This is a genomic window from Nocardioides sp. dk884 (genome assembly GCF_009557055.1).
Classification (GTDB): domain Bacteria; phylum Actinomycetota; class Actinomycetes; order Propionibacteriales; family Nocardioidaceae; genus Nocardioides.
The window spans coordinates 4,088,183-4,109,906 of sequence record NZ_CP045649.1; the positions used below are offsets into that span (position 1 = coordinate 4,088,183).

Sequence of the window (21,724 nt, forward strand, 5' to 3'; positions counted from 1 at the left end):
CGCCGATGGAGCACGAGCACCGCCACGTCGACGATGCACCGACCCCCGACGAGATCGACGCGCTCGCCCACCGGGCCCAGGACGGCGACCGCGACGCGCTCGACGCCCTGCTGCGCGCGGTGCGGCCCCGCACCCTGGCCGTCTGCCGCGGGGTGCTGCCGTTCTCCGCCGACGCCGAGGACGCCTGCCAGGACGCGCTGATCAACGTCGCCGGCAAGATCGGCTCCTGGCACGGACGGGGCCGCTTCACCACCTGGTTGCACGTCGTGGCGGTCAACAGCGCGCGCACGACGTACCGGCGCATGAAGAACCAGGCCACGCCGCGCGACCCCCAGCAGGGCCTCGGTGCCGACCGCCCCGACCCCCGCACCACCAGCGTCATCGCCGGCACCCGGCTCGACCTGCTCGAGGCGATGGAGACCCTGGAGCGCGAGCACCCGCAGTACGTCGAGCCGCTGCTGCTGCGCGACGTCTACGGCCTCGCCTACGACGAGATCGCCGCCCAGACCGGCGCACCGCTGGGCACGGTGAAGGCCCAGATCCACCACGGCCGCCGCCTGGTGCGCCCGCTGCTGCGGGGCGAGTGATGACCGGGCGCCCGTTGCTGGCACCGGTGCTGGCCGGCGTGGTGGCCGGCGCGCTGGTCCTGGGCGGCTGCACCGGGTCCGAGGACTCCCCGCCGCAGCCCACCGCCGCACCCCCGGCCTCGCCATCGGAGCGCTCGCTCGAGCCGGCCCAGAGCGAGCCGGCCCGGAGCGAGCCGGCCCGGAGCGACCCGGTGGAGGACTCGGTCTATCCCGACGTCGGCGACCCGGGCGTCGATGCGCTGCACTACGACCTCACCCTCGACTGGGACCCCGACTCGCGCACCCTGACCGGGCGCGAGGTGCTGACCTTCCGCGCCGCCCGGACCGCCTCCCGCGTGCAGCTCGATCTCGCGCCCAGCCTGGAGGTGAGCGAGGTGCGCGTCGACGGCGAGGAGGTCGCCCACGAGCACACCGGCAAGGACCTGGTCGTCGCGCTGCCGGTCGAGCGCGACGAGCGGCACCGCCTCGAGATCGACTACGCCGGGACCCCGCGCCCGGTCCGCGCCCCCTCGACGCGGATCGACGTGTCGACGATCGGCTGGCACACCACCGCCGACGGCGAGACCTGGACGATGCAGGAGCCGTACGGCGCCTACAGCTGGTACGCCGTCAACGACCAGCCGGCCGACAAGGCCCTCTACGACATCACCGTCACCGTGCCCTCCCCGTGGGTGGGCGTGGCCAACGGCGAGCTGACCTCGCGCACCGAGGCCGACGGGCTGACCACGACCACGTGGCACCTCGCCGAGCCGGCCTCGTCGTACCTCGTCACGCTCGCGACCGGCGAGCTGGAGATGACCGAGGCGGCCTCCGCGAGCGGGGTGCCGCTGACCTACTGGACGCCCGTCGACGAGCCGCGGTGGCTGCGCCGGGTCCAGCGCACCGGCGAGGCGCTGGACTGGCTGGAGGAGCGGCTGGGCCCCTACCCCTTCGACACCGCGGGCGTGGTGGTCGTGGACTCCGAGAGCGGCATGGAGACCCAGACCATGATCACGCTCGGCGACACGTCGTACACCACCTCGATGCCGGTGCTCGTCCACGAGCTCGCCCACCACTGGTACGGCAACCAGGTCAGCCCCGCCGACTGGCGCGACGTGTGGATGAACGAGGGCATGGCCATGTACCTCCAGGGCGTCTGGGAGGCGGACGCGGGCGGGGTCCCGGTCGACACGGTGATGGACCGGTGGGCGGCCTACGAGCCGGCGATGCGCGCCGAGGGCGGTCCGCCGGGCGCCTACGACCCGCAGGCCTTCGGCGAGGGCAACATCTACTACGGCCCCGCGCTGATGTGGCACGAGGTGCGCGAGCAGGTCGGCGACGAGGCGTTCTGGGACATGGTCCGCGCCTGGCCGGCGGCCCGCGACAACGCCAACGCCACCCGCGAGGACTACCTCGCCTGGGTCGAGCAGCGGCTCGGCACCGACCTCGACGCGCTCACCGACGCCTGGCTGCTCGGCGCGACCTCGCCCCCGCGGGACTGAGGCGGCCGGGGGGTCGGTGCCTATTGGCGCAATTGCTGGGAAAAGCACCGGTCGGGGCTGCAGACAGGTGCTTTTCGGCGCAATTGCTGAGTTACGCGCACCCCACGGCCAGGCGGAGTCCATCGGTCGAAGCAACGCCGAGTGATGGTGGTGTTGCGATGGGCAGGCGGTACGTGCCGTACGAGGTTCGTGAGGAGTTCTTCGCGTTGGTCTGTGGTGGGTTCGCGCTGCAGGCTGCCGCGGATCGGGTCGGTGTGTCGCATCGAACCGCGACGTACTGGTGGCGATCCTCGGGGCTTGTGAGCCCAGTCATCCAATTCGGTGCGATCGGTGGCCTGCCCGGAAGCGCTCCCGTAGGAGTGCCAGGGATACGCAATCCCGAAGAAGGCCCACGCCGACGGCGGGCGTTGAGCAGCGAGGACCGTGCGGTGATCGCGGCAGGGTTGCGTGCAGGGTGGGCGTTGACCCGGATCGCGACACTGATCGGGCGCGACAAGTCGGTGGTCTCTCGCGAGGTCGCGCGCAACCGCGGCCCCGACGGCTCCTACTGGGCCCCGATCGCGCATCGTGTCGCGCACGAACGGCGACGCCGACCCAAGGCGTTCAAGCTGATCGAGAACCCCGGGCTGTGTCGTCGGATCGAGACCTGGATGGACGACGGGTGGTCGCCAGGACTGATCGCGTCGATGCTGCGCCACGCCCACCCCGGTCACGATCCAGCAGCGAGGATGGCCCGTGTGTCGCACGAGACGATCTACCGGGCGTTGTATGTCCAGACCCGCGGGAGCCTGCGCAAGGACCTGGCCGCGCAGCTGCTGACCAAACGCCGCGCACGCAAGCCGCACGCCGACCCCGACGGGCGCAGGAAAGGGCTGTACCGCGAGGCCTTCACCATCAGCCAACGCCCCGCCGAGGTCGCTGACCGGGCCGTGCCCGGGCACTGGGAGGGTGACCTGATCCTCGGTGCCGGCAACCGCTCCGCGGTCGGGACCCTGGTCGAACGCTCGACGCGGTTCGTGCTCTTGCTGCACCTGCCCGGTCGCCACGACGCAGAGTCAGTGGCCCAGGCGATGATCCGCGAGATGGGTCAGCTGCCGGTGCATCTGCGTCGTTCGCTGACCTGGGACCGCGGCAGCGAGCTGGCTAACTACCGCGATGTCGAGGCCGCCTTGGAGATGCCGGTCTTCTTCTGTGACCCCCACTCGCCCTGGCAGCGCGGGTCGAACGAGAACACCAACCGACTCCTCCGGTTCTGGCTAGAGAAGGGCAGCGACCTCTCAACCCACAGTGCCGACGACCTCGCCCGCATCGCCGCGACCCTGAACAAGCGACCCCGCCCTACCCTGGACCTACGGACCCCAGCCCAAGCGCTGGCCGAGCTGCTCGCCAACCCGGCAGCAGCATGACCGTTGCTTCCACCGATTGACCTCGCCCCACCCCACCCCCGGCGCGGACCCGTTGCGCAGCGGCCCCGGACCCGGCACCGTGCAGACATGGACCTGCTCGTGCTCGGCGGCACCCGGTTCCTCTCGCATGCGGTGGCGCAGGAGGCGGTGGGCCGCGGGCACCGGGTGACCTGCGCCTGCCGCGGCCGCTCCGGGGGCATCCCCGAGGGTGCGCGGCACGTCGAGCTCGACCGCGGGGAGCCGCTGCCGGACCTGGGGAGTCCCGACGCGGTGGTCGACGTCGCCCGGCAGCCGTCGTGGGTACGCCGCAGCGTCGAGGCGCTGCCCGCGGCGCACCACGTGTTCGTCTCCTCGATCAGCGCGTACGCCGACGAGCGCACCCCGCACGGCACCCCCGCCACCGTGGCGCTGCACGAACCTCGCTTCGAGGACGTCGACCTGGGCGCCGATGCCACGGCGTACGGCCCGCTCAAGGTGGCCTGCGAGCGGCTGGTCCAGGACGGCGCCACCTCCTCGACCGTGCTGCGCCCGGGGCTGATCGTCGGCCCCGGCGACCCCACCGGGCGCTTCACCTACTGGCCGGCCCGGTTCGCGGCCGCGCTCGAGCGCCCGCTGGTGCTCGCCCCCGGCGACCCCGAGGACCCGGTGCAGGTCCTCGACGTGCGCGACCTCGCCGCCTGGATCGTGCGCTGCGCCGAGGACCGCGTGGCCGGCGTGTTCGACGCCGTCGGCCCGGCCGTGCCGGTCGCGCGCCTGCTCGGCGAGGTCGCGGCCGGCTGCGGGGTCCCCGAGCCGGCGCTGACCTGGGTCGACCAGGACTCTCTCGAACGCGTCGGGGTCGGCCCGTGGGCCGGACCGCACTCGCTCCCCCTCTGGCTGCCGCGCCCGGCGTACGACGGGATGATGACGCACGACGCCGGCCCCGCGCAGGCGGCCGGCCTCGCCACGCGCCCGGTGGCCGAGACCGCCGCCGACACGCTGGCCTGGCTGCGGGCCACCCCGGACGCCGTGGTCACCGGGCTCAGCGCCGACGAGGAGGCGGGCGTGCTGCGGCTCACTCGATGAGCTGTGGGCGAAACCGCCCCCACGGACGCCGCGTCTGCGACATCATCGCCTCGTCGCCGCCTCCCCCCATGCGGCCGAGCCCGGAGAACCCGCCATGAGCCTCCTGCGTCGCGTGCTGAGCACTGCCGCCTTGCTGTGCTCGCTGGGCGCGACGGCCCTGGCGGTCGTGCTGGTGCTCGTGCCACTGGTCACCGACTCGGTCCCGCTCACGGTGCTCACCGGCTCGATGGCACCGGTCCACGACCCCGGCGACGTCGTGGTCGTGCGGCCCACCCAGCCCGAGGACCTGCGCGTCGGCGACGTGATCACCTTCGAGGCCGGCGACGAGGACCCCCGGCTGATCACCCACCGCATCGAGGCGACGGGGGTGGACGCCGCCGGAGAGCCGTCCTTCGTCACCCGCGGCGACGCCAACCAGGTCTCGGACGCCGAGCCGGTGATGGCCGGCCAGGTCCGCGGCCGGGTCTGGTACGCCGTGCCGTGGATCGGCCGCGCCAGCGGCGCCCTCGGACCCCACCGCGACCAGATCCTGGTCGGCTCCGGTCTCGTGCTGCTGGCGCTCGCGCTGCGCGAGCTGGGCGTGGGACGCCGACGCCGTCCGGAGGCGGCACGAACTGACGACGCGACACCCCAGACCTCGTCAGCCACTGCCCACGGCGCCACGACTTCGGTGGCCTAGCGTTCACGAGGTGACCCGCCTCAACGCCACCCAGCTCATCGACCTGGTCCTCGACGAGGGCTCCTGGAGCTCCTGGGACACCCCGCCCGTGCGCGGCGAGATCAGCGAGCAGTACGCCGCCGAGCTGGCCGCCGCCGCCGCGAAGAGCGGTGTGGACGAGTCGGTGCTGACCGGCGAGGGGCTGATGAAGGGCCGCCGGGTGGCGGTGGTGATGGGCGAGTTCTCCTTCCTCGCCGGCTCCATCGGGCGCGCCGCCGCCGACCGGCTGGTCGCCGCGGTCGAGCGCGCCACGCGTGAGGGCCTGCCGCTGCTGGCCGGCCCGGTGAGCGGCGGCACCCGGATGCAGGAGGGCACCCCCGCGTTCGTGCAGATGGCACGCATCGCCCAGGTCGTCGCCGCGCACAAGGCGGCGGGTCTGCCCTACCTGGTCTACCTGCGCCACCCCACCACCGGCGGGGTGATGGCCTCGTGGGGCTCCCAGGGCCACGTCACCGTCGGCGAGCCCGGCGCACTGCTCGGCTTCCTCGGCCCCCGCGTCTACGAGGCGCTCTACGGCAAGCCGTTCCCCGAGGGCGTCCAGACCGCCGAGAACCTCTACGCCCGCGGCATCATCGACGCCGTCGTCGCCCCCGAGGACATCGCCGACATCCTCGACCGCGCCCTGCGGATCCTGCTCGCGCCGCGCCACGGGATCGAACCGGTCGCACCCGTCGTCGACGAGCCGGTGCCGGACGTCGAGACCTGGGACGCCATCACCCGCTCGCGCCGCCCCGACCGCCCCGGCGTACGTCGACTGCTGCGCTACGCCGCCTCCGACGTCGTACCCCTCAACGGCACCGGGCAGGGCGAGCAGGACCCGGGGCTGTTCATCGCGCTGGTGAGCTTCGGCAAGGCGCCGTGCGTGTTCCTCGGCCAGGACCGCCGCGGCCAGCGCGACCGGCCGATGGGGCCCGAGGCGCTGCGCGAGGCGCGACGCGGCATGCGGCTGGCCTCCGAGCTGGGGCTGCCGCTGGTCACCGTCATCGACACCCAGGGCGCGGCGCTGTCGCCCGAGGCCGAGAACGGCGGGCTGGCCGGCGAGATCGCCCGCTGCCTGGCCGACCTGGTCACCCTGGACGCGCCCACGCTGTGCCTGATGCTCGGCGAGGGCAACGGCGGCGGCGCGCTGGCGCTGCTGCCCGCCGACCGGGTGGTCGCCGCCCAGCACGCCTGGCTCTCCCCGCTCCCCCCGGAGGGCGCGAGCGCGATCGTGCACCGCGACACCGACCACGCCCCCGAGATGGCGCGTGCCCAGCGGGTCCGCGCCCTCGACCTCGCGGCCCTCGGGATCGTGGACCGGGTGGTCGTGGAGAAGCCGGACGCCGCCGACGAGCCCGAGGAGTTCTGCCGCCGGGTCGGCGCCGTGCTCGAGCACGAGCTCGCGGTGCTGCTCGAGACCGGGCCCGGCGCGCCGGCGGAGCGGGTGCGCCGCTACGCCTGAGCGGACCGAACTAGAACACGTTACGGTTCCGGCCATGACTCCCTTGACCAGGACGTACGTCGTGACCGGCGCGGCCTCCGGCATCGGGGCGGCCACCACCACTCTCCTGCGCGAGCAGGGGCACCGCGTGCTGGGGGTGGACCGCCACGAGGCCGACGTGGTGGCCGACCTGTCCACGCCGACCGGCCGCGACACCGCGGTGCGCGAGATCCGCGCGGCCACCGACGTGCTGCACGGGGTGGTGCCGTGCGCGGGCATCGCCGGGATCAGCGGCGTGGACAGCCGGCTGCTGGTGTCGGTGAACTACTTCGGCGCCGTCGAGCTGGTCACCGGTCTGCGCGACCTGCTGGTCGCCGACTCCACCCCGGACAGCCTGGCCTCGGTGGTGCTGCTGGCCTCCAACTCGGTCACCTGCCAGCCGGCCTGGCCCGCCGCGCTGGCCCGCACCTGCCTGGCCGACGACGAGGCCGCGGCGCGTGAGGCGGCGGGCCGGGTGTCAGCGGTGTTCGCCTACCCGGCCAGCAAGGCGGCGCTGGCCTGGTGGGCACGCGACCACGTGCGCGAGTGGGCCCGTGACGGCGTCCGCCTCAACGCGATCGCGCCCGGGCTGATCGCGACGCCGATGACCGAGGAGGTGCGCCGCGACCCGGTCTTCGGCAAGTACGCCGACACCTACCCCACCGCGCTGCAGCGCCCCGGGCGACCCGAGGAGGTCGCCGCGCTGATCGGCTTCCTGCTCTCCGACGCCGCCAGCCTGCTGGTCGGCTCGGTGGTCACCGTGGACGGCGGCACCGACGCGCTGAAGAACCCGCGCCGCCCCCGCGGGACCGCGACCGGCCGGGTCGCCAGCGCGGCTGCCAGCCGGCTCGCCCTGGGCGCGGCGCGGCTGAGCCGCCGGCGTACCTGAGCGGTCGCCGCTGGGCCCGGCTCGGCACAATGAGGTCGTGACCGCTCCGCTGCTGCGCCCGATCGAGCCCCGCGACGTACCCGCCGTCCTGGCCCTCAACGAGGCCGACGTCGACGTGCTCTCCCCGATGGACGCCGACCGGCTCACCGCGCTGCAGGCGTGGGCGCACCGCGCCGACGTGGTCGAGGTGGACGACGGCGACGGGCCACAGGTGGCCGGCTTCGTGATCGTCGTCGACGGCGGCTCGAGCTACGACGCGGAGAACTACGCGTGGTTCACCGAGCGGTACGGCGAGGACTTCCACTACCTCGACCGGATCGTGTTCGCGCCGCGGTTCCGCCGGCGCGGGCTGGGCTCGTTCGTCTACGACGCCGTCGAGCGCGACGCGGCGCTGCGCGGCCGGCTGACCCTGGAGGTCAACCTGCGCCCGGCCAACGAGCCGTCGTTGGCCTTCCACGCCAAGCGGGGCTTCGTCGAGGTCGGCCAGCGCACCTACACCGACGGCACCGTGGTCTCGATGATGGCCAAGAAGGTCTGACCCCGCTCACCAGCGGCTGCGCGCCTCCTCGGCCCAGCCGACCAGCCCGTCGAGGTCGACCCGCTCGCCGTCGTCGGTGCTGGCCCAGCCGGTGAAGTGGCCGAAGCACTGGTGGGTCTCCCCCGCGAGCACGACCAGGCTGGTCCGCGCCACCCGCTCGTGGAAGGGGTGGAACCGCGCCTCGACCCGCTCGCCGCGGATCTCCCAGGGCCGGCGCCAGTCGGTGCGGTCGTAGGACCAGACCAGCTCCTCCTCGATCTTGTGCAGCCGGCCGTCGAGGAGCAGCGCGTTCTCGGTGTGCGGCGTGCCGACCGTCCACTTGCCGCCGAGCTGGATCGCGCGGCCCGCGGCGCTGCCGGCCGCCCAGTTCCAGGTCATCGAGTACGGCCAGCGCCCGCGCCCGTGGTCGAGCACCGCCCAGGCGTCCCCGGCCGCGCCGCCCACGTCGTACGTCGTGCCGTGGGCGGTGAGGGTGCCGGTGACCGGGCGGGCGAGGTCCTTGACGGTGTACTGGAACTGCCGGCGCCCCCACGGCACCACCACGCCGAGGGAGTCCTGGCCGGGCACCACCGCCACCTCGAGGTCGACGGTGACGTCCGGCCCGCTGGCCTGCAGCCGGGTCGCGGTCGTGCCCTGGTCGAAGGTGTACGACGTCCTCGGCCCGTGCGCGCTCACTGGCCCGCGCCCCGCGCGGTCGGGCAGCACCACCCCGCGCGCCAGCGGCACCACCTCGTCGTACGACGTCTCCTCACCGGTCACCCGGTCGAACAGGTAGATCCCGAGCACGCCGGCGTAGTCGAGGGACGACACCACCAGGCCGAGCACGTGGGTGGGGGTGACGACGCCCCAGTACTCCCAGCGCTTGGTGCGCCCCCACCAGCCCGGGCCGCGGCGCAGGTTGGCGCGGTGCAGCGGGGTGCGGGTCCACCCGACGGCCGCGGGGTCCAGCCGGCCGTCGGGCTGGCAGAGGTCGACGGGGCTGGTGATCTCGCGCTCGGGCACGGCGTCAGTCAAGCAGGGGCGGGTCGGCCCCCGCTTTAGAACATCAGGGCGCTCGCCGGGTCCTCCAGGATGCCCGCGACGTCGGCGAGGAAGCGGGAGCCGAGCGCACCGTCGATGTGACGGTGGTCGAAGGACAGCGCGAGGGTGGTCACGTCGCGGACGCACAGGCCACCGTCCTCGTCGACCCAGGGACGCTTGTTGATCGCGCCGAGGGCGAGGATCGCCGACTCCCCGGGGTTGATCAGCGGCGTGCCCGCGTCGACGCCGAAGACGCCGACGTTGGTGATCGTGAAGGTGCCGCCGCTCATTTCCGCGGGCTGGGTGCGCCCCTCCCGCGCGGTGGCGGTGAGCTCGGCCAGCGCCTCGGCGAGCTCACGCAGCGAGAGCGCGTCGGCGTCCTTGATGTTGGGCACCACCAGGCCCCGCGGCGTGGCCGCGGCGATGCCCAGGTTCACATAGCCGCGCACGACGATCTCCTGGGCCGCCTCGTCCCACCAGGAGTTGATCTGCGGGGTGCGGCGCATCGCGAGCAGCACGGCGCGGGCGACCACCAGCAGCGGCGAGATCTTGACCCCGCGCAGCTCGCGGTGGGCGGACAGCCGTCCGAGGAGCTCGGTGGTGCGGGTGACGTCGACGGTGATCCACTCGGTGACGTGCGGGATGGTGAACGCCGACTCCACCATCGCCTGGGCCATCATCTTGCGCACGCCCTTGACCGGCTCGCGGGTCTCGCGGGCCCCGGCCATCGGGTGCACGCCGGGCACGCCCGCGCCGCGGTCCTCGTAGTGCTCCGGCATCCGGACCTCGGCCGCCGCCTCGACGTCCGCCCGGCTGATCGTGCCGTGCGGTCCGGTCGGGGCGAGGTCGGCGAGGTCGACGCCGAGGTCCTTGGCGAGCTTGCGCACCGGCGGCTTGGCCAGGGCGCGCACCCGCTCAGCGGGCACCCGTGCGGCCGTGGCCGGCACGGCCGGCTCGTCGGCCTCGACGACGTCCTGCGACTGCGCGCCGCCCGGGGCGAAGGCGCCCTGCACCTGCATCTGGGCCGCGGCTCCGGCGAGCGTGGAGGGCGAGGCCGACCCGCGGCGCGGGCGGCGCATCGGGCCGCGCTCGGCCTTGTTGCGCCCGACCAGGCTCTCGCCCTCCCCGCCCCCGCTGGCGGCGGGGTTGGACAGGTCGATCTCCATGCGGGCCTCGACCACCGGGGCGGCGGGGGCCTCGGGGGTCGCCGCGGCGGGCTCGCCGATCGCGATGATCGGGGTCCCGACCTCGACGGTCTGGCCGGCCTCGACGAGCAGCGCGCTCACCACCCCGGCGTACGGGGAGGGCAGCTCGACGAGCGACTTGGCGGTCTCGATCTCGACCACGACGTCGTTGATGGCGACGATGTCGCCGACCGCGACCTTCCAGGCCACGATCTCGGCCTCGGTGAGGCCCTCCCCGACGTCGGGCAGCTTGTACTCGGGCATCCGGGTCCCCTCGGTGGCGTCAGAAGTCGAAGGAGCGGTCGACGGCGTCGAGCACTCGGTCGAGGTCGGGCAGGAAGTCCTCCTCGATGCGCGAGGCGGGGTACGGCGTGTCGAACCCGCCCACCCGCAGCACCGGGGCCTCCAGGGAGTAGAAGCACTCCTCGGTGATCCGCGCGGCGACCTCGGCGCCCATGCCGAGGTTGACGTGCGCCTCGTGGGTGACCACGGCCCGGCCGGTGCGGCGCACGGAGTCGAGCACCGGCGTCATGTCGAGCGGGGAGAGGGTGCGCAGGTCGACGACCTCCAGCGAGCGCCCCTCGGTGGCGGCGGCCTCGGCGGCCTTCATCGCGGTCTTCACCATCGGGCCGTAGGAGATCAGCGTGGCGTCGGTGCCGGGGCGCACGATGCGGGAGGTGAACAGCGGATCGGGGGTGGCCTGGTCGTCGAGGTCGGCCTTGTCGGCGTGGTACTGCCGCTTGGGCTCCAAGAAGACCACCGGGTCGTCGCACGCGATCGCCTGCTGGATCATCCAGTAGCCGTCGACGGGGTTGGAGCAGGTGACGACCTTGAGCCCGGGGGTGTGCGCGAACTGCGCCTCCGGGCTCTCGGAGTGGTGCTCGACCGCGCCGATGCCGCCGCCGTACGGGATCCGGATGACCATCGGCATCTTCACCCGGCCGCGGCTGCGGTAGTGGATCTTGGCGACCTGGCACACGATCTGGTCGTAGGCGGGGTAGACGAACCCGTCGAACTGGATCTCCACGACCGGGCGGTAGCCGCGCATCGCCAGCCCGACCGCGGTGCCGACGATGCCGGACTCGGCCAACGGGGAGTCGATGACCCGGTCCTCGCCGAAGTCCTTCTGCAGCCCGTCGGTGATCCGGAAGACCCCGCCGAGCTTGCCGACGTCCTCACCCATCAACAAGACCTTGTCGTCGTCCTCCATGGCCCGGCGCAGCCCCATGTTGAGGGCCTTGGCGAGCGTGACGCGCTGGCTCATGCCACGCCTCCCTCGAAGGTCTCGCGGTACGCCGCGTAGCCGTCGCGCTGGGCGGCGAGCTCCTCGGTCATCTCGGCGTACACGTGGTCGAACATGCTCAGCGGCGCCGGGTCCGGCAGCGCCTTGCAGCCCTCGCGCAGGGTCGCGCCGAGCTGGTCGGCCTCGTCGGCGACCGCCTCGAGGAACGCCTCGTCGACCAGGCCGTTGCGCTTGAGGTAGACCTCGACGCGCGCGATCGGGTCGCGCAGCTTCCACCGCTCGACGTCGTCGGAGAGGCGGTAGCGGGTCGGGTCGTCGGTCGTGGTGTGCGCGCCCATGCGGTAGGTGTAGGCCTCCACGAACGTCGGGCCCTGGCCGTCGCGGGCGCGCTGGAGAGCCGCGCGGGTCACCGCGTAGGTCGCCAGGACGTCGTTGCCGTCGACGCGGATGCCGGGGAAGCCGAAGCCGAGGGCGCGCTGGTAGAGCGGGATCCGGCTCTGCCGCTCGATCGGCTCGGAGATCGCCCACTGGTTGTTCTGGCAGAAGAACACCACCGGGGCGTTGTAGGACGCCGCGAAGATGAAGGACTCGTTGACGTCGCCCTGGGAGGAGGCGCCGTCGCCGAAGTGGGCCAGCACCGCGGCGTCGCGGTCGGGGTCGCCGGTGCCGACGTCGCCGTCGCGCTGCATGCCCATCGCGTAGCCGACCGCGTGCAGGCACTGGGCGCCGATCACGATCGTGTAGAGGCCGAAGTGGCGCTCCTCGGGGTCCCAGCTGCCGTGGTCGACGCCGCGGAACAGCCCGAGCAGCTGGAGCGGGTCGATGCCGCGGCACCAGGCGACGCCGTGCTCGCGGTAGGTCGGGAAGACGTGGTCCTGCGGGCGCAGCGCGCGGCCGGCGCCGATCTGGGCGGCCTCCTGGCCGAGCAGCTGGGCCCAGATCCCGAGCTCGCCGTGGCGCTGCAGTGCGGTGGCCTCGACGTCGAGGCGGCGGGTGAGGACCATGTCGCGGTAGAAGCCGCGCAGCTCCTCGGCGGAGAAGTCGAGGTCGAACTCGGGGTGGTGGACCCGCTCGCCCTCGGGGGTCAAGAGCTGGACCAGCTCGGGACCACCGTCGGAGTGGGCGGGGCCGAAGACGTCGGCGAGATCGGGGCCGAAGCCGTCGCCGGACTGCTGTGCCATGGAGCGCTCCTTCGCTTCACCGGACTGCGGGATCGCCGCCGACCGGATGTGCCAGCCCGCGGGCGCCGGGGTGGGGCGCCGAGGGCAGATCCTGTTGAGAGACCCTGCAGAGAACCTGTGACCGGGACCACAGGATCGCGTGCCGCACAACCTAGCCCCACGCACCCCCGGGGCCAACTCAGCCCCCTCGTGAGGGCCACCTCCCTAGGCTGAGCGCCATGACCTCACGACGCGTCCTCGCCAGCACGACGACCACCGCTCCCGCGGACGTCGTCTTCGACATCATCGCGGACCCCCGCCAGCACTCCCGGGTGGACGGCTCGGGCACCGTCCGCGACGCCATCGCCGGGCCGGACCGGCTCTCGCTCGGTGCGAAGTTCGGCATGAGCATGCGCATGGGCGTGCCGTACAAGATCACCAGCACCGTCGTGGAGTTCGAGGAGGGTCGCCGCCTCGCCTGGCAGCACCCCGGCGGCCACATCTGGCGCTACGAGCTCGAGCCCGACGGCGAGCGCACCCGGATCACCGAGACCTTCGACTACTCCGGCGTCAGCGGCGTGCAGGCCAAGATGTATGAGCTGCTCGGCATCACCAAGCGCAACCGCCGCGGCATCGAGCAGACCCTCGTCCGCCTCTCGGACGCCGCCGAGCAGGACGCCCGCCGGGCGTCCTGAGCGAGCGGCGTCACCGCGGCGTCACCGCCGCGCGAAGTAGCGCCGCAGGCGACGGTGTCGATGCCGGAAGAAGGCGTCGACCACCAGCGCCAGCACCGCGGCGAGGCCGGGCACGGGCAGCCGGGGCTGCAGCGTGACCCGGTCGTGCACCCGGGTCCCGCCGGGGACCGGCGTCAGCACCCGCTCGTGCTCCCAGCGCCGCATGCTCATCATCGTGGAGCTCTCGAGGAAGCGGACCCCCGCCTCGACCTCGACGATCCTCAGGTGGTCGAAGTCGAACGGGACGATGCCGAAGAGCCGGAGCCAGGCGCGCCCCACGGGCTGACCCAGCGGGACCGTGTCCACGCTCAGCCCGGCCGCGCCGCGCGGCATCCGCATCGTCAGCCAGGGCCGCATCTCGTGGTTGATGCCGTCGGGATCAACCACCCGCGCCCACACCGCCGCCGCGGACGCAGGCACCTCGCTTTGGACCTCCACCGTCCTCGTCGCCACGGCGACTCCTCCCCCTCGACCCCTGGGCCACACCCTCGCACCTGGCCTGCGGGGGCGGTCGAGCAGGACGTGACTGTCGCCCCGGCGGCGCATGTCCGGCCGGGGGCCGGGGCGATGGTTCTACTCATCGGGCGCATGGGCGGTGACGAGCCGGGTCGCAGCGTGACCCTTCACGAGACAGAAGCCGTGCGGCGACGTCCCCGGACATGCCCGTGGCCCCGCCGGCGGCGTGCTGGCGGGGTCCGGGGCTGGAGACCTACTCGTCCGGCGGGTGCGCGGTGACGAGCCGCGTGGTGGGGCGGTCCTTCATCAGGTGGAGCCCGTGGGGGATCGCCAGAGGTACGTCGCAGCGCCGCGCGGACTTTGCCCCACGGGAACGCGCACACCGGCTGGGTGAGACGGGTCTGCTCGACGAGCCGGTCGGGGATCGCGTAGGCGTCGGCGTGGTGGTCGGCCTCCTGTCCCAGCCGGGTCCGGTCACGTGCACGTCGGCGACGCCTGCCAGTGGATGGCGCCGCGGCCCGGATCGCCCTCCTCGTGCCAGGCCCAGCACCCACGCCGAAGTCCTCGAGCCGGTGCCGGTGCCGGTGCCGGTCGCGACCTCGACCGATGCCTTGAGAACCCCCGCCCCACGCCCCTGGGGCACTTGTAGGAGCGTCCCGAACACCTCGCATGAAGCCAACCGCTACCGAACCGTGCCCGGACAGGGATGCGGCCCCGCCGACTGGATGTAGGCGGGGTCCGGGGCGGTCGATCTACTCGTCGGGCGGGTGCGCGGTGACGAACCGGGTGGTGGCGCGGTCCTTCACCAGGTGCAGCCCGTGTGGGGATCGCCAGAGGTACGTCGCGGCGTCGGTCTTGTCGTAGGTCCAGGCCGTGTGGGTCTTGGCCCGGTGATGTCGCCGGCAGAGCGGCGCCAGGTTGCAGGAGCAGGTCGGACCGCCGGCGCCGTGTGCGGTGACGTGGTCGGTGTCGCAGCGTCGGGCAGGGCGTTCGCACCAGGGGAAGGCACAGACAGGCTGGGCGAGACGGGCCTGGTCGGCGAGGCGGTCGGGGACCGCGTAGGCGTCGGTGTGGTGGTGGGCCTCGAGGTCGATGACCGGCTTGATCACCACCTGGGCATCGCCACTGCACCAGTCACGGACCTGCTCGGTGGAGACGATGGACCGGGTCTCCTCGATCCTCGCGATGCCGGCCTCGTCAGGGCTGATCGCCGCGTGAGAGAGGTGCACGTGGATGATCACCTGCCGGGGCTTCACCACGGAAGTGTCGCCGTCGCCGGCTTCGGCGCGGAGGTCGAAGGCCAGTTGGCGCCGGGCCAGCTCACCGGCTGCCATCGAGCGGCGGACGTCCAACGACTCGGTGGAGCCAAGCGCAGCCAGCTCCTCCGCGCCCTGGCGGATCGCGGTGTCCAGATCGAGCGCATCGGCGAGGTCGAGCTCGCCCTCGACCCGCACGGTCCCGTCATGGGTCGCCTCGCCGGTGTGCACGTCGAAGCGGCGTCCGTCGGCGGCCTCCCGTCGCTGCTTCTCGGCACCCTCGGGGTCGAAGACCACCCGGGCGTGGTCGACGAGCCGCTCGATGCCCGCCCAACCGACCTTTTCGATGGTCCCGGCGAGCTGCCGGTCCACGAAGTCCGCACCGTCGGGCGGAAGACTCAACGTCAGTTGCGCGAGCCGGCGGCCCTTCCAGACCGGGACCACACCAGACTTCATCTGCTTCCACGTCCGCGGCAACCGGTGCGCCAGCTCCAGCGCGGACCCGACCAACGCACGCGCGGAGTCGGTGGACATCCCCAGCGCCGCGCCCAGCTCCATCGGCGCGAACTCCGCCACCAACGGCGTCCCCTCACCACCCAGCGGCACCGCCACCTCGCCGAAGATCCACCCCACGGTCGGCGTCTGCGTCGAGACCGACTCCGCTGGGTGCATCGCCGCCCACGCCAGCGCCGCCTCTAAGACCAGGAACTCGGCCCGCTGGACCGCAGCCCGCTGCGACTGTGCGAACGCCAGCACGGCGGCTGGGGTGTCGCAGTCGGGGAGCTCGTGGTCGGCCATGCCTCATTCTACTCGAACGCACGTTCGACGACAAGGGTTTCTCCACCGCCGTTAACCAGGTTCCTCGCCAGCGATCTGGACGAGCTCGACCGACAGGACAGCGCACAACCGACGGGGCAGGGCCGACCGACTGGCAGGGCCGACCTACGGGGCGCCGGCGGTCGAGCAGCGAGCGCCAGCGAGCGGACGTCGCGACTCCTGGGCCGTGGTCTCGACGAGTTCGACCGACGGGGCGACCGCGGTCTCGACGGGCTCGACCGGCGCGGCACCGCCCGGCCGACGGCGTCCCTCAGTGCGCCTCGCCCAGGTCCTCGTGCGAGCGGTGGCTGACGGGCTCGACCTGGAAGGTGGCGTGCTGCACGGAGAAGTGCTCGGCGACGCAGTGGCTGAGCTCGTCGAGGGTGGCGCCGACGCCACGCTCGGCGAGGCAGGCGTCGGTGACCGTGACGTGGGCCGACAGGCTCGGGATGCCGCTGGTGATGGTCCAGGCGTGCAGGTCGTGGACGTCGACGACGCCGGGGACTCCGAGCAGGTGCTCGCGGACGGCGGCGAGGTCGACGCTGTCGGGGGCGATCTCGAGCAGGACGACGCCTGCGTCGCGGATCAGCAGGATCGCGCGCGGCAGGATCAGCGCCGCGATCGCCAGCGAGGCCACGGCGTCGGCGCGCTCCCAGCCGGTCGTCCAGATCACCACGCCCGCGACCACCGCGAGCAGCGAGCCGACCAGGTCGGCGAAGACCTCGCTGATCGCCCCACGCATGTTGAGCGAACCGGTGTCGGAGCGGTTCAGCACGCTCAGCGACACCACGTTGGCGACCAGGCCGACCAGCGCGACGCCGACCATCGGCGCCGCGTCGACCGGGGTGGGGTCGCCGAGCCGGCTGATGCCGGCCCACGCGACGTACGCACACACGCCGAGCAGCACCAGCCCGTTCACCGCGGCGGCCAGGATCTCGGCGCGGTGGTAGCCGAAGGTCGAGCGCGGTCCGCCCGGGCGCGCGGCGAGGTACGACGCCCCGAGCGCGAGCACCACCCCGCCCGCGTCGGTGGCCATGTGCCCGGCGTCGGCGAGCAGCGCGAGGGAGCCGGTCAGCAGGCCGCCGACGATCTCCAGCACCATCACCGAGGCGGTGACGCCGAGGACGATCCGCAGGCGCCGGCGGTCCGCGGCCCGCCCGGCCGCGTGGCCCCCGCCCCCGTGCCCGTGGCCGTGCCCGTGGCTGTGCCCCATGGACTCAGGCTAGATCGACCCGAGCTCCTCGCGCCCGTGCGGCTCCTGCCAGCCGGACAGGTCCGGGCCGGCGGGGATGATGCCGGAGGGGTTCACGTCGGTGTGCACGACGTAGTAGTGCGCCTTGATCTGCTCGAAGTCGATCGTCTCGCCGAAGCCCGGCGTCTGGAACAGGTCGCGGGCATAGCCCCACAGGTGCGGCATCTCGGTGAGCTTCTGGCGGTTGCACTTGAAGTGGCCGTGGTAGACCGCGTCGAAGCGCGCCAGCGTGGTGAACAGCCGCACGTCGGCCTCGGTGATCGCCGAGCCCATCAGGTAGCGCCGGGTCGCCAGCCGCTCCTCGAGCCAGTCCAGCGCCGCCCACAGCCGCTCGTACGCCGCGTCGTAGGCCTCCTGCGAGCCGGCGAACCCGCAGCGGTAGACGCCGTTGTTGACCTCGGTGAACACCCGCTTCATGACCTGCTCCATCTCCTCGCGCAGGTCGGCGGGCCACAGGTCGGGGGCGTCGGGGCGGTGGTGCTCGCGCCACTCGAAGAACAGGTCGTGGGTGATCCAGGGGAAGTCGTTGGTCACGACCCCGCCGCTGGCGATGTCGACGATCGCGGGCACCGTGATGCCCTTCGGGTAGTCGGGGTAGCGCGCGAAGTAGGCCTCCTGCAGCCGCTCGATCCCCAGCACCGGGTCACGCCCGCCGGGGTCGCGGTCGAAGGTCCAGCTGCGCGCGTCGTGGGTGGGGCCGGGCAGGCCGACGCTCAGCACGTCCTCCAGGCCCAGCAGGTGGCGCACGATCAGGGTGCGGTTGGCCCACGGGCACGCCGGGGCGGCGATCAGGCGGTAGCGACCCGGCTCGACGGGCCACACCTGCACGTCCGCGCGGCCACCGTACGCCGCGTCCAGCGGGTCGGCGGGCCGCTCCCCGGCGAGGATCCGGTCGGGGATGTAGCTCATGTCCCGATCGAAGGCCTTGCCCTTCTCGACGTACGTCGCGGTCTGCTCGGCATTGGCTCCCATCTCTCCACCCTAGGTGAACGGTCAACGACACGGCGCCGACGACAACGCGTCCCGCGACGCCCCGCGGCGTAGCGTCGGCACCGTGTCCCGCCCCCTCCGCGCCCCCCTCGCCGCCGCCGCGGCCGTGGTCCTGATCGGCGCGGGTGCGGGCTGCGGCGGCACCGACGAGCCCAGCAGCGCACCGACACCGAGCCGCCCCCCGAGCGCCTCGACACCCGCGAACCCGGCACCCAGCTCCTCGACCTCCGCGAGCCCGACACCGACGCCGCCCCCGCGTCCCGGCACCACGCCGCCGGCCTGGCTCGGCACCCGGGAGCTGCCCACCGGGCCCGACGGGTACGCCGCGGCGCAGACGACACCGCCGGAGCTGCGCCGCCGCGCCTTCACCCTCCCCGACCCGGTGCGGATGCTCCCCGGGCGCGGCTACGCCTCGCGGGTCGTGGCGCCCGCACCTGCGTGGGTGCTCGCCCGGTCCACCTGGCGGCCCGGCTGCCCGGTCGCGCGCGAGCAGCTGGCCTGGCTGCGGGTGACCTTCCGCGGCTTCGACGGCGCCCGGCACACCGGTGAGCTGCTGGTCCAGCGCCAGGACGCCGACGACCTCGTGCAGGTCTTCGGCGACCTGTGGCGAGCCGACTTCCCGTTGGAGCGGATGGTGATCACCACCCGCGCCGACCAGGACGCCACCCCGACCGGCGACGGCAACGACACCAGCGCGTTCGTGTGCCGCCCGATCACCGGCGGCTCGTCGTACTCCGAGCACGCGTCGGGGCGCGCGGTGGACGTCAACCCGTTCCAGAACCCCTACGTGCGCGGCGACCTGGTGCTGCCCGAGCTGGCGACGTCGTACGCCCGCCGCACGCCGGTGCGCCCGGGGATGATCACCGCCGACGGCCCGGTGGTGGCGGCGTTCGCCCGGATCGGCTGGGGCTGGGGCGGCGCCTGGACCTCGCTGAAGGACTACCAGCACTTCAGCGCGACCGGGCGCTGAGCCGCGCGCGTCAGCGCGGTCGCAGCGCCGCGGCCACCTCGAGCAGCCGGTCGTTGGCCTCGGGCTCCCCGATCGTCGCCCGGACCCCCTCGCCGGGGAACGGGCGGACCGTGATGCCGAGCCTCTCGGCGTGCTCGGTGAACGCTGCGGTGCGCTCACCGAGGTCGAACCAGACGAAGTTGCCCTGGGCGTCCGGCACCTCCCAGCCGCGGTCGCGCAGGCCGGCCACGACGCGGGCGCGCTCGGCGAGGAGCGCCTCCACGCGCTCGAGCAGGTCGTCGCGGCGGCCCAGCGAGGTGATCGCAGCGACCTGGGCGACGTGCGGGACCCCGAACGGCAGCGACACGGCGCGCAGCGCCGCGGCCAGCGGCGCGGCGGCCACGGCGTACCCGACCCGGAGCCCGGCCAGGCCGTAGGCCTTGGAGAAGGTGCGGGTGAGGACCACCTGGGGGTGGCGGCGGAGAGTCGCGATGCCGTCCACCGGGTCGGCCATCCGCACGAACTCGCTGTAGGCCTCATCGACGACGACCAGCACGTGCGGCGGCACGGCGGCGAGGAACGCGTCGAGCTCGGTCTGGGTGACCGCGGGACCGGTGGGGTTGTTGGGGGTGCAGACCAGCACCACGCGGGTGCGGTCGGTGATCGCGGCGGCCATCGCGGGGAGGTCGTGGCGGCCGCCGGGCAGCAGCGGCACCCGCACCGCCGTCGCCCCCGACGCGGCGACCGCGATCGGGTAGGCCTCGAAGGAGCGCCAGGCCATCACCACCTCGTCGCCGGGCTCGCAGAAGGCCTGGACGATCTCATAGATCAGCGCCACCGAGCCGGTGCCGACGGTGACCTGCTCGACCGGGACGCCGACGAACTCCGCGATCGCGGCGTGCAGCGCGACCGCCCCCATGTCGGGGTAGCGGTTCATCTGCCCCACCGCCTCGTAGGCGGCCTCCAGCACGCCGGGCAGCGGCGGGTAGGGGTTCTCGTTGGAGGACAGCTTGTACGCCGTCAGGCCCGGGCGCAGCGCGGGCGGACGACCCGCGACGTACGCCGGGATCTCGGCGATCGTGGCGCGCGGGCGCGGCAGCGGGGGCGGCGAGTGCTGGGGGGACGTCACGGGATCACCCTAGATGTGAGCGCCGTCACTTCCGAGGCGCCGACCTACGCGCGACGGCGGCGGCCCGAGCGCCACGGACGCACCAGCGGCGCGAGCCCCAGCCCGAGCAGCCCGCCGAGCACCGCGCCGGTGGCGTTGTCGACCATGTCGGTCGCGTCGCAGGCCCGGTCCAGGCGGGCGAGCTCCAGCTGGACGATCTCGATGCCCACGGAGTAGGCGCCCAGCGCGACCAGCCCGACCGGCACGGTGAGCACCATCAGCCGCGGCCAGCGGGCCAGCGCCAGCACCAGCAGTGCCCCCGCCGGCACGAACACCAGCGCGTTGAGCAGCCGCTGCCCGCCCGAGAAGATCCAGAACCCGTCCGGCGCCGGGCCGCCGACGTCCCACGAGCAGGTCTCGCTGCGGGTCTCGGCCGGCACGATCCCGGGCGCCGAGTCCGCCGGGAGCAGCGTCACGCAGGCGATCACGGCCAGCGACCAGCACAGGCCACCGGCCAGGAGCGCCCAACGGGTGCCGGTGAAGGGCCGCAGCGCCGCGGCGAGGCCGAGGCAGACCAGGCCCGAGAGCACCACGCCGAGCAGCATCACCTCGACCCCACCGACCGGGAACATGGCGCCGACGGTAATGGGCGGGCCCCGTGAGCCAGAATGGGGCCATGTCCGATCCGGTCCCCGTCGCCGCGGGGACGCTGCACCTCGAGCCGCCCACCGCCGTGGACCGGGTCGCCCAGGAGCTGCGCCGCGCAATCTTCGACGGCGACCTCGAGTCGGGCACCGCGCTGCGCGAGGTCGCCCTCGCCGCCTCCCTGGGGGTCTCGCGACCCACGGTCCGCGAGGCGCTCACCCTGCTGGTCGCGGAGGGCCTGGCCACCCGCGAGCCCCACCGCGGCGTCAGCGTCGCCACGCCCGAGGCCGCGTCGGTCCGCGACATCTGCGCGGCCCGCTGGGTCCTCGAGGGCGCCGGCGTACGTGCCTGGCCGCAGGCCGACGCCGCGCTGCGCCGCCAGGTGCGTACGACGCTGGAGGCCTACACCACGGCCGTGCACGCCGGCGGCAGCTACCAGGAGCTCAACGAGCAGCACCTGGCCTTCCACCTCTCCCTGGTCGCGCTCGCCGACAGCCCGCGCCTGGTGCACATGGCCGAGCAGCTGGTCACCGAGCTCAAGCTCGCGCTCGCCCAGGTCGAGCGGCTGCGCCGCAACGCCCACGACGAGGCCGACAACCACACCCGGCTGGTGCTGCTGCTGGAGTCCGGCGACGTCGACGCGGCGCATGAGTTCCTGCGCGACCACCTGGCGGGCGCCGCCGACGAGATCATCACCGCCCTCGCGCTCGAGCCCGAGTCCTGAAGCCCGGGGGCTGATGCCCGGGGGCCGCGTCGTCGGTCCTGCCA

General features: G+C 73.6%; 21 protein-coding genes. 11 read left to right on the plus strand and 10 right to left on the minus strand.

Annotated elements, in window-relative coordinates; translation table 11 throughout:
- Positions 1-5 precede the first annotated feature (5 nt).
- From GFH29_RS19495 to GFH29_RS19530, 8 genes are all read left to right on the plus strand, one after another.
- The gene (locus tag GFH29_RS19495; RefSeq protein ID WP_153325386.1) at positions 6-587 is read left to right on the plus strand and encodes an RNA polymerase sigma factor; all 582 of its coding nucleotides are present in this window, start codon (positions 6-8) and stop codon (positions 585-587) included.
- Positions 587-2,068 carry a M1 family metallopeptidase gene (locus GFH29_RS19500; RefSeq protein ID WP_153325387.1) on the plus strand — a complete coding sequence of 494 codons (1,482 nt, stop codon included), beginning with the start codon at positions 587-589 and terminating at the stop codon, positions 2,066-2,068. Before GFH29_RS19495 ends, GFH29_RS19500 begins: the two co-directional genes overlap by 1 nt.
- A 407-nt stretch (positions 2,069-2,475) precedes the next feature.
- Positions 2,476-3,474 carry an IS30 family transposase gene (locus GFH29_RS19505; protein ID WP_267128520.1) on the plus strand — a complete coding sequence of 333 codons (999 nt, stop codon included), beginning with the start codon at positions 2,476-2,478 and terminating at the stop codon, positions 3,472-3,474.
- Between the two features lie 87 nt (positions 3,475-3,561).
- Positions 3,562-4,539, plus strand: a complete 978-nt coding sequence (locus GFH29_RS19510) for an NAD-dependent epimerase/dehydratase family protein (RefSeq protein ID WP_153325388.1) — start codon at positions 3,562-3,564, stop codon at positions 4,537-4,539.
- Between the two features lie 94 nt (positions 4,540-4,633).
- On the plus strand, positions 4,634-5,218 hold the full coding sequence (locus GFH29_RS19515; protein ID WP_153325389.1) for a signal peptidase I: 585 nt from the start codon (positions 4,634-4,636) through the stop codon (positions 5,216-5,218).
- A 10-nt stretch (positions 5,219-5,228) separates the two neighbouring features.
- Positions 5,229-6,698, plus strand: coding sequence for a carboxyl transferase domain-containing protein (locus tag GFH29_RS19520; protein WP_153325390.1), 1,470 nt, complete (start codon positions 5,229-5,231; stop codon positions 6,696-6,698).
- A gap of 34 nt (positions 6,699-6,732) precedes the next feature.
- Positions 6,733-7,605, plus strand: a complete 873-nt coding sequence (locus tag GFH29_RS19525; RefSeq protein ID WP_153325391.1) for an SDR family oxidoreductase — start codon at positions 6,733-6,735, stop codon at positions 7,603-7,605.
- 37 nt (positions 7,606-7,642) lie between these two features.
- On the plus strand, positions 7,643-8,143 hold the full coding sequence (locus tag GFH29_RS19530) for a GNAT family N-acetyltransferase (protein WP_153325392.1): 501 nt from the start codon (positions 7,643-7,645) through the stop codon (positions 8,141-8,143).
- A 6-nt stretch (positions 8,144-8,149) separates the two neighbouring features.
- On the opposite strand, the gene GFH29_RS19535 is transcribed toward GFH29_RS19530, so the two are convergent.
- The 4 genes from GFH29_RS19535 to pdhA are packed head-to-tail and all read right to left on the minus strand — an operon-like array spanning position 8,150 to position 12,771.
- Complete coding sequence (locus GFH29_RS19535) at positions 8,150-9,145, minus strand: DUF2804 domain-containing protein (RefSeq protein ID WP_153325393.1); 996 nt, start codon at positions 9,143-9,145, stop codon at positions 8,150-8,152.
- 35 nt (positions 9,146-9,180) lie between these two features.
- Positions 9,181-10,611, minus strand: coding sequence for a dihydrolipoamide acetyltransferase family protein (locus GFH29_RS19540; RefSeq protein ID WP_153325394.1), 1,431 nt, complete (start codon positions 10,609-10,611; stop codon positions 9,181-9,183).
- Between the two features lie 19 nt (positions 10,612-10,630).
- Positions 10,631-11,611 carry an alpha-ketoacid dehydrogenase subunit beta gene (locus tag GFH29_RS19545; protein ID WP_153325395.1) on the minus strand — a complete coding sequence of 327 codons (981 nt, stop codon included), beginning with the start codon at positions 11,609-11,611 and terminating at the stop codon, positions 10,631-10,633.
- The gene (gene pdhA / locus GFH29_RS19550; protein WP_153325396.1) at positions 11,608-12,771 is read right to left on the minus strand and encodes a pyruvate dehydrogenase (acetyl-transferring) E1 component subunit alpha; all 1,164 of its coding nucleotides are present in this window, start codon (positions 12,769-12,771) and stop codon (positions 11,608-11,610) included. Before pdhA ends, GFH29_RS19545 begins: the two co-directional genes overlap by 4 nt.
- A gap of 218 nt (positions 12,772-12,989) precedes the next feature.
- On the opposite strand from pdhA, the gene GFH29_RS19555 reads away from it, so the two are divergent.
- Positions 12,990-13,445 carry an SRPBCC family protein gene (locus GFH29_RS19555; RefSeq protein ID WP_153325397.1) on the plus strand — a complete coding sequence of 152 codons (456 nt, stop codon included), beginning with the start codon at positions 12,990-12,992 and terminating at the stop codon, positions 13,443-13,445.
- Positions 13,446-13,466: 21 nt separating this feature from the next.
- Here the strand turns inward: GFH29_RS19555 and GFH29_RS19560 are convergent, their stop codons facing one another.
- The 4 genes from GFH29_RS19560 to GFH29_RS19575 form a co-directional block, all read right to left on the minus strand.
- Positions 13,467-13,937 (minus strand): SRPBCC family protein, encoded by a 471-nt coding sequence (locus tag GFH29_RS19560; protein WP_228387634.1) that lies wholly within the window; start codon positions 13,935-13,937, stop codon positions 13,467-13,469.
- Between the two features lie 755 nt (positions 13,938-14,692).
- Complete coding sequence (locus GFH29_RS19565; RefSeq protein WP_153325398.1) at positions 14,693-15,994, minus strand: HNH endonuclease signature motif containing protein; 1,302 nt, start codon at positions 15,992-15,994, stop codon at positions 14,693-14,695.
- 289 nt (positions 15,995-16,283) lie between these two features.
- Positions 16,284-17,225 (minus strand): cation diffusion facilitator family transporter, encoded by a 942-nt coding sequence (locus tag GFH29_RS19570; protein ID WP_153325399.1) that lies wholly within the window; start codon positions 17,223-17,225, stop codon positions 16,284-16,286.
- Positions 17,226-17,234: 9 nt separating this feature from the next.
- A complete protein-coding gene (locus tag GFH29_RS19575; protein ID WP_153325400.1) occupies positions 17,235-18,236 on the minus strand; it encodes a glutathione S-transferase family protein in 1,002 nt (333 codons plus the stop codon).
- Positions 18,237-18,318: 82 nt separating this feature from the next.
- Between GFH29_RS19575 and GFH29_RS19580 the strand changes: the two genes are divergently transcribed.
- Positions 18,319-19,224, plus strand: coding sequence for a M15 family metallopeptidase (locus tag GFH29_RS19580; RefSeq protein ID WP_228387635.1), 906 nt, complete (start codon positions 18,319-18,321; stop codon positions 19,222-19,224).
- Between the two features lie 10 nt (positions 19,225-19,234).
- Here GFH29_RS19580 and hisC read toward each other — a convergent pair whose 3' ends face one another.
- Positions 19,235-20,332 (minus strand): histidinol-phosphate transaminase, encoded by a 1,098-nt coding sequence (gene hisC, locus GFH29_RS19585; protein ID WP_228387636.1) that lies wholly within the window; start codon positions 20,330-20,332, stop codon positions 19,235-19,237.
- Positions 20,333-20,376: 44 nt separating this feature from the next.
- On the minus strand, positions 20,377-20,943 hold the full coding sequence (locus tag GFH29_RS19590) for a VanZ family protein (RefSeq protein ID WP_153325401.1): 567 nt from the start codon (positions 20,941-20,943) through the stop codon (positions 20,377-20,379).
- A gap of 44 nt (positions 20,944-20,987) precedes the next feature.
- Between GFH29_RS19590 and GFH29_RS19595 the strand changes: the two genes are divergently transcribed.
- Positions 20,988-21,680 carry a GntR family transcriptional regulator gene (locus GFH29_RS19595; RefSeq protein ID WP_153325402.1) on the plus strand — a complete coding sequence of 231 codons (693 nt, stop codon included), beginning with the start codon at positions 20,988-20,990 and terminating at the stop codon, positions 21,678-21,680.
- Positions 21,681-21,724: the final 44 nt, after the last annotated feature.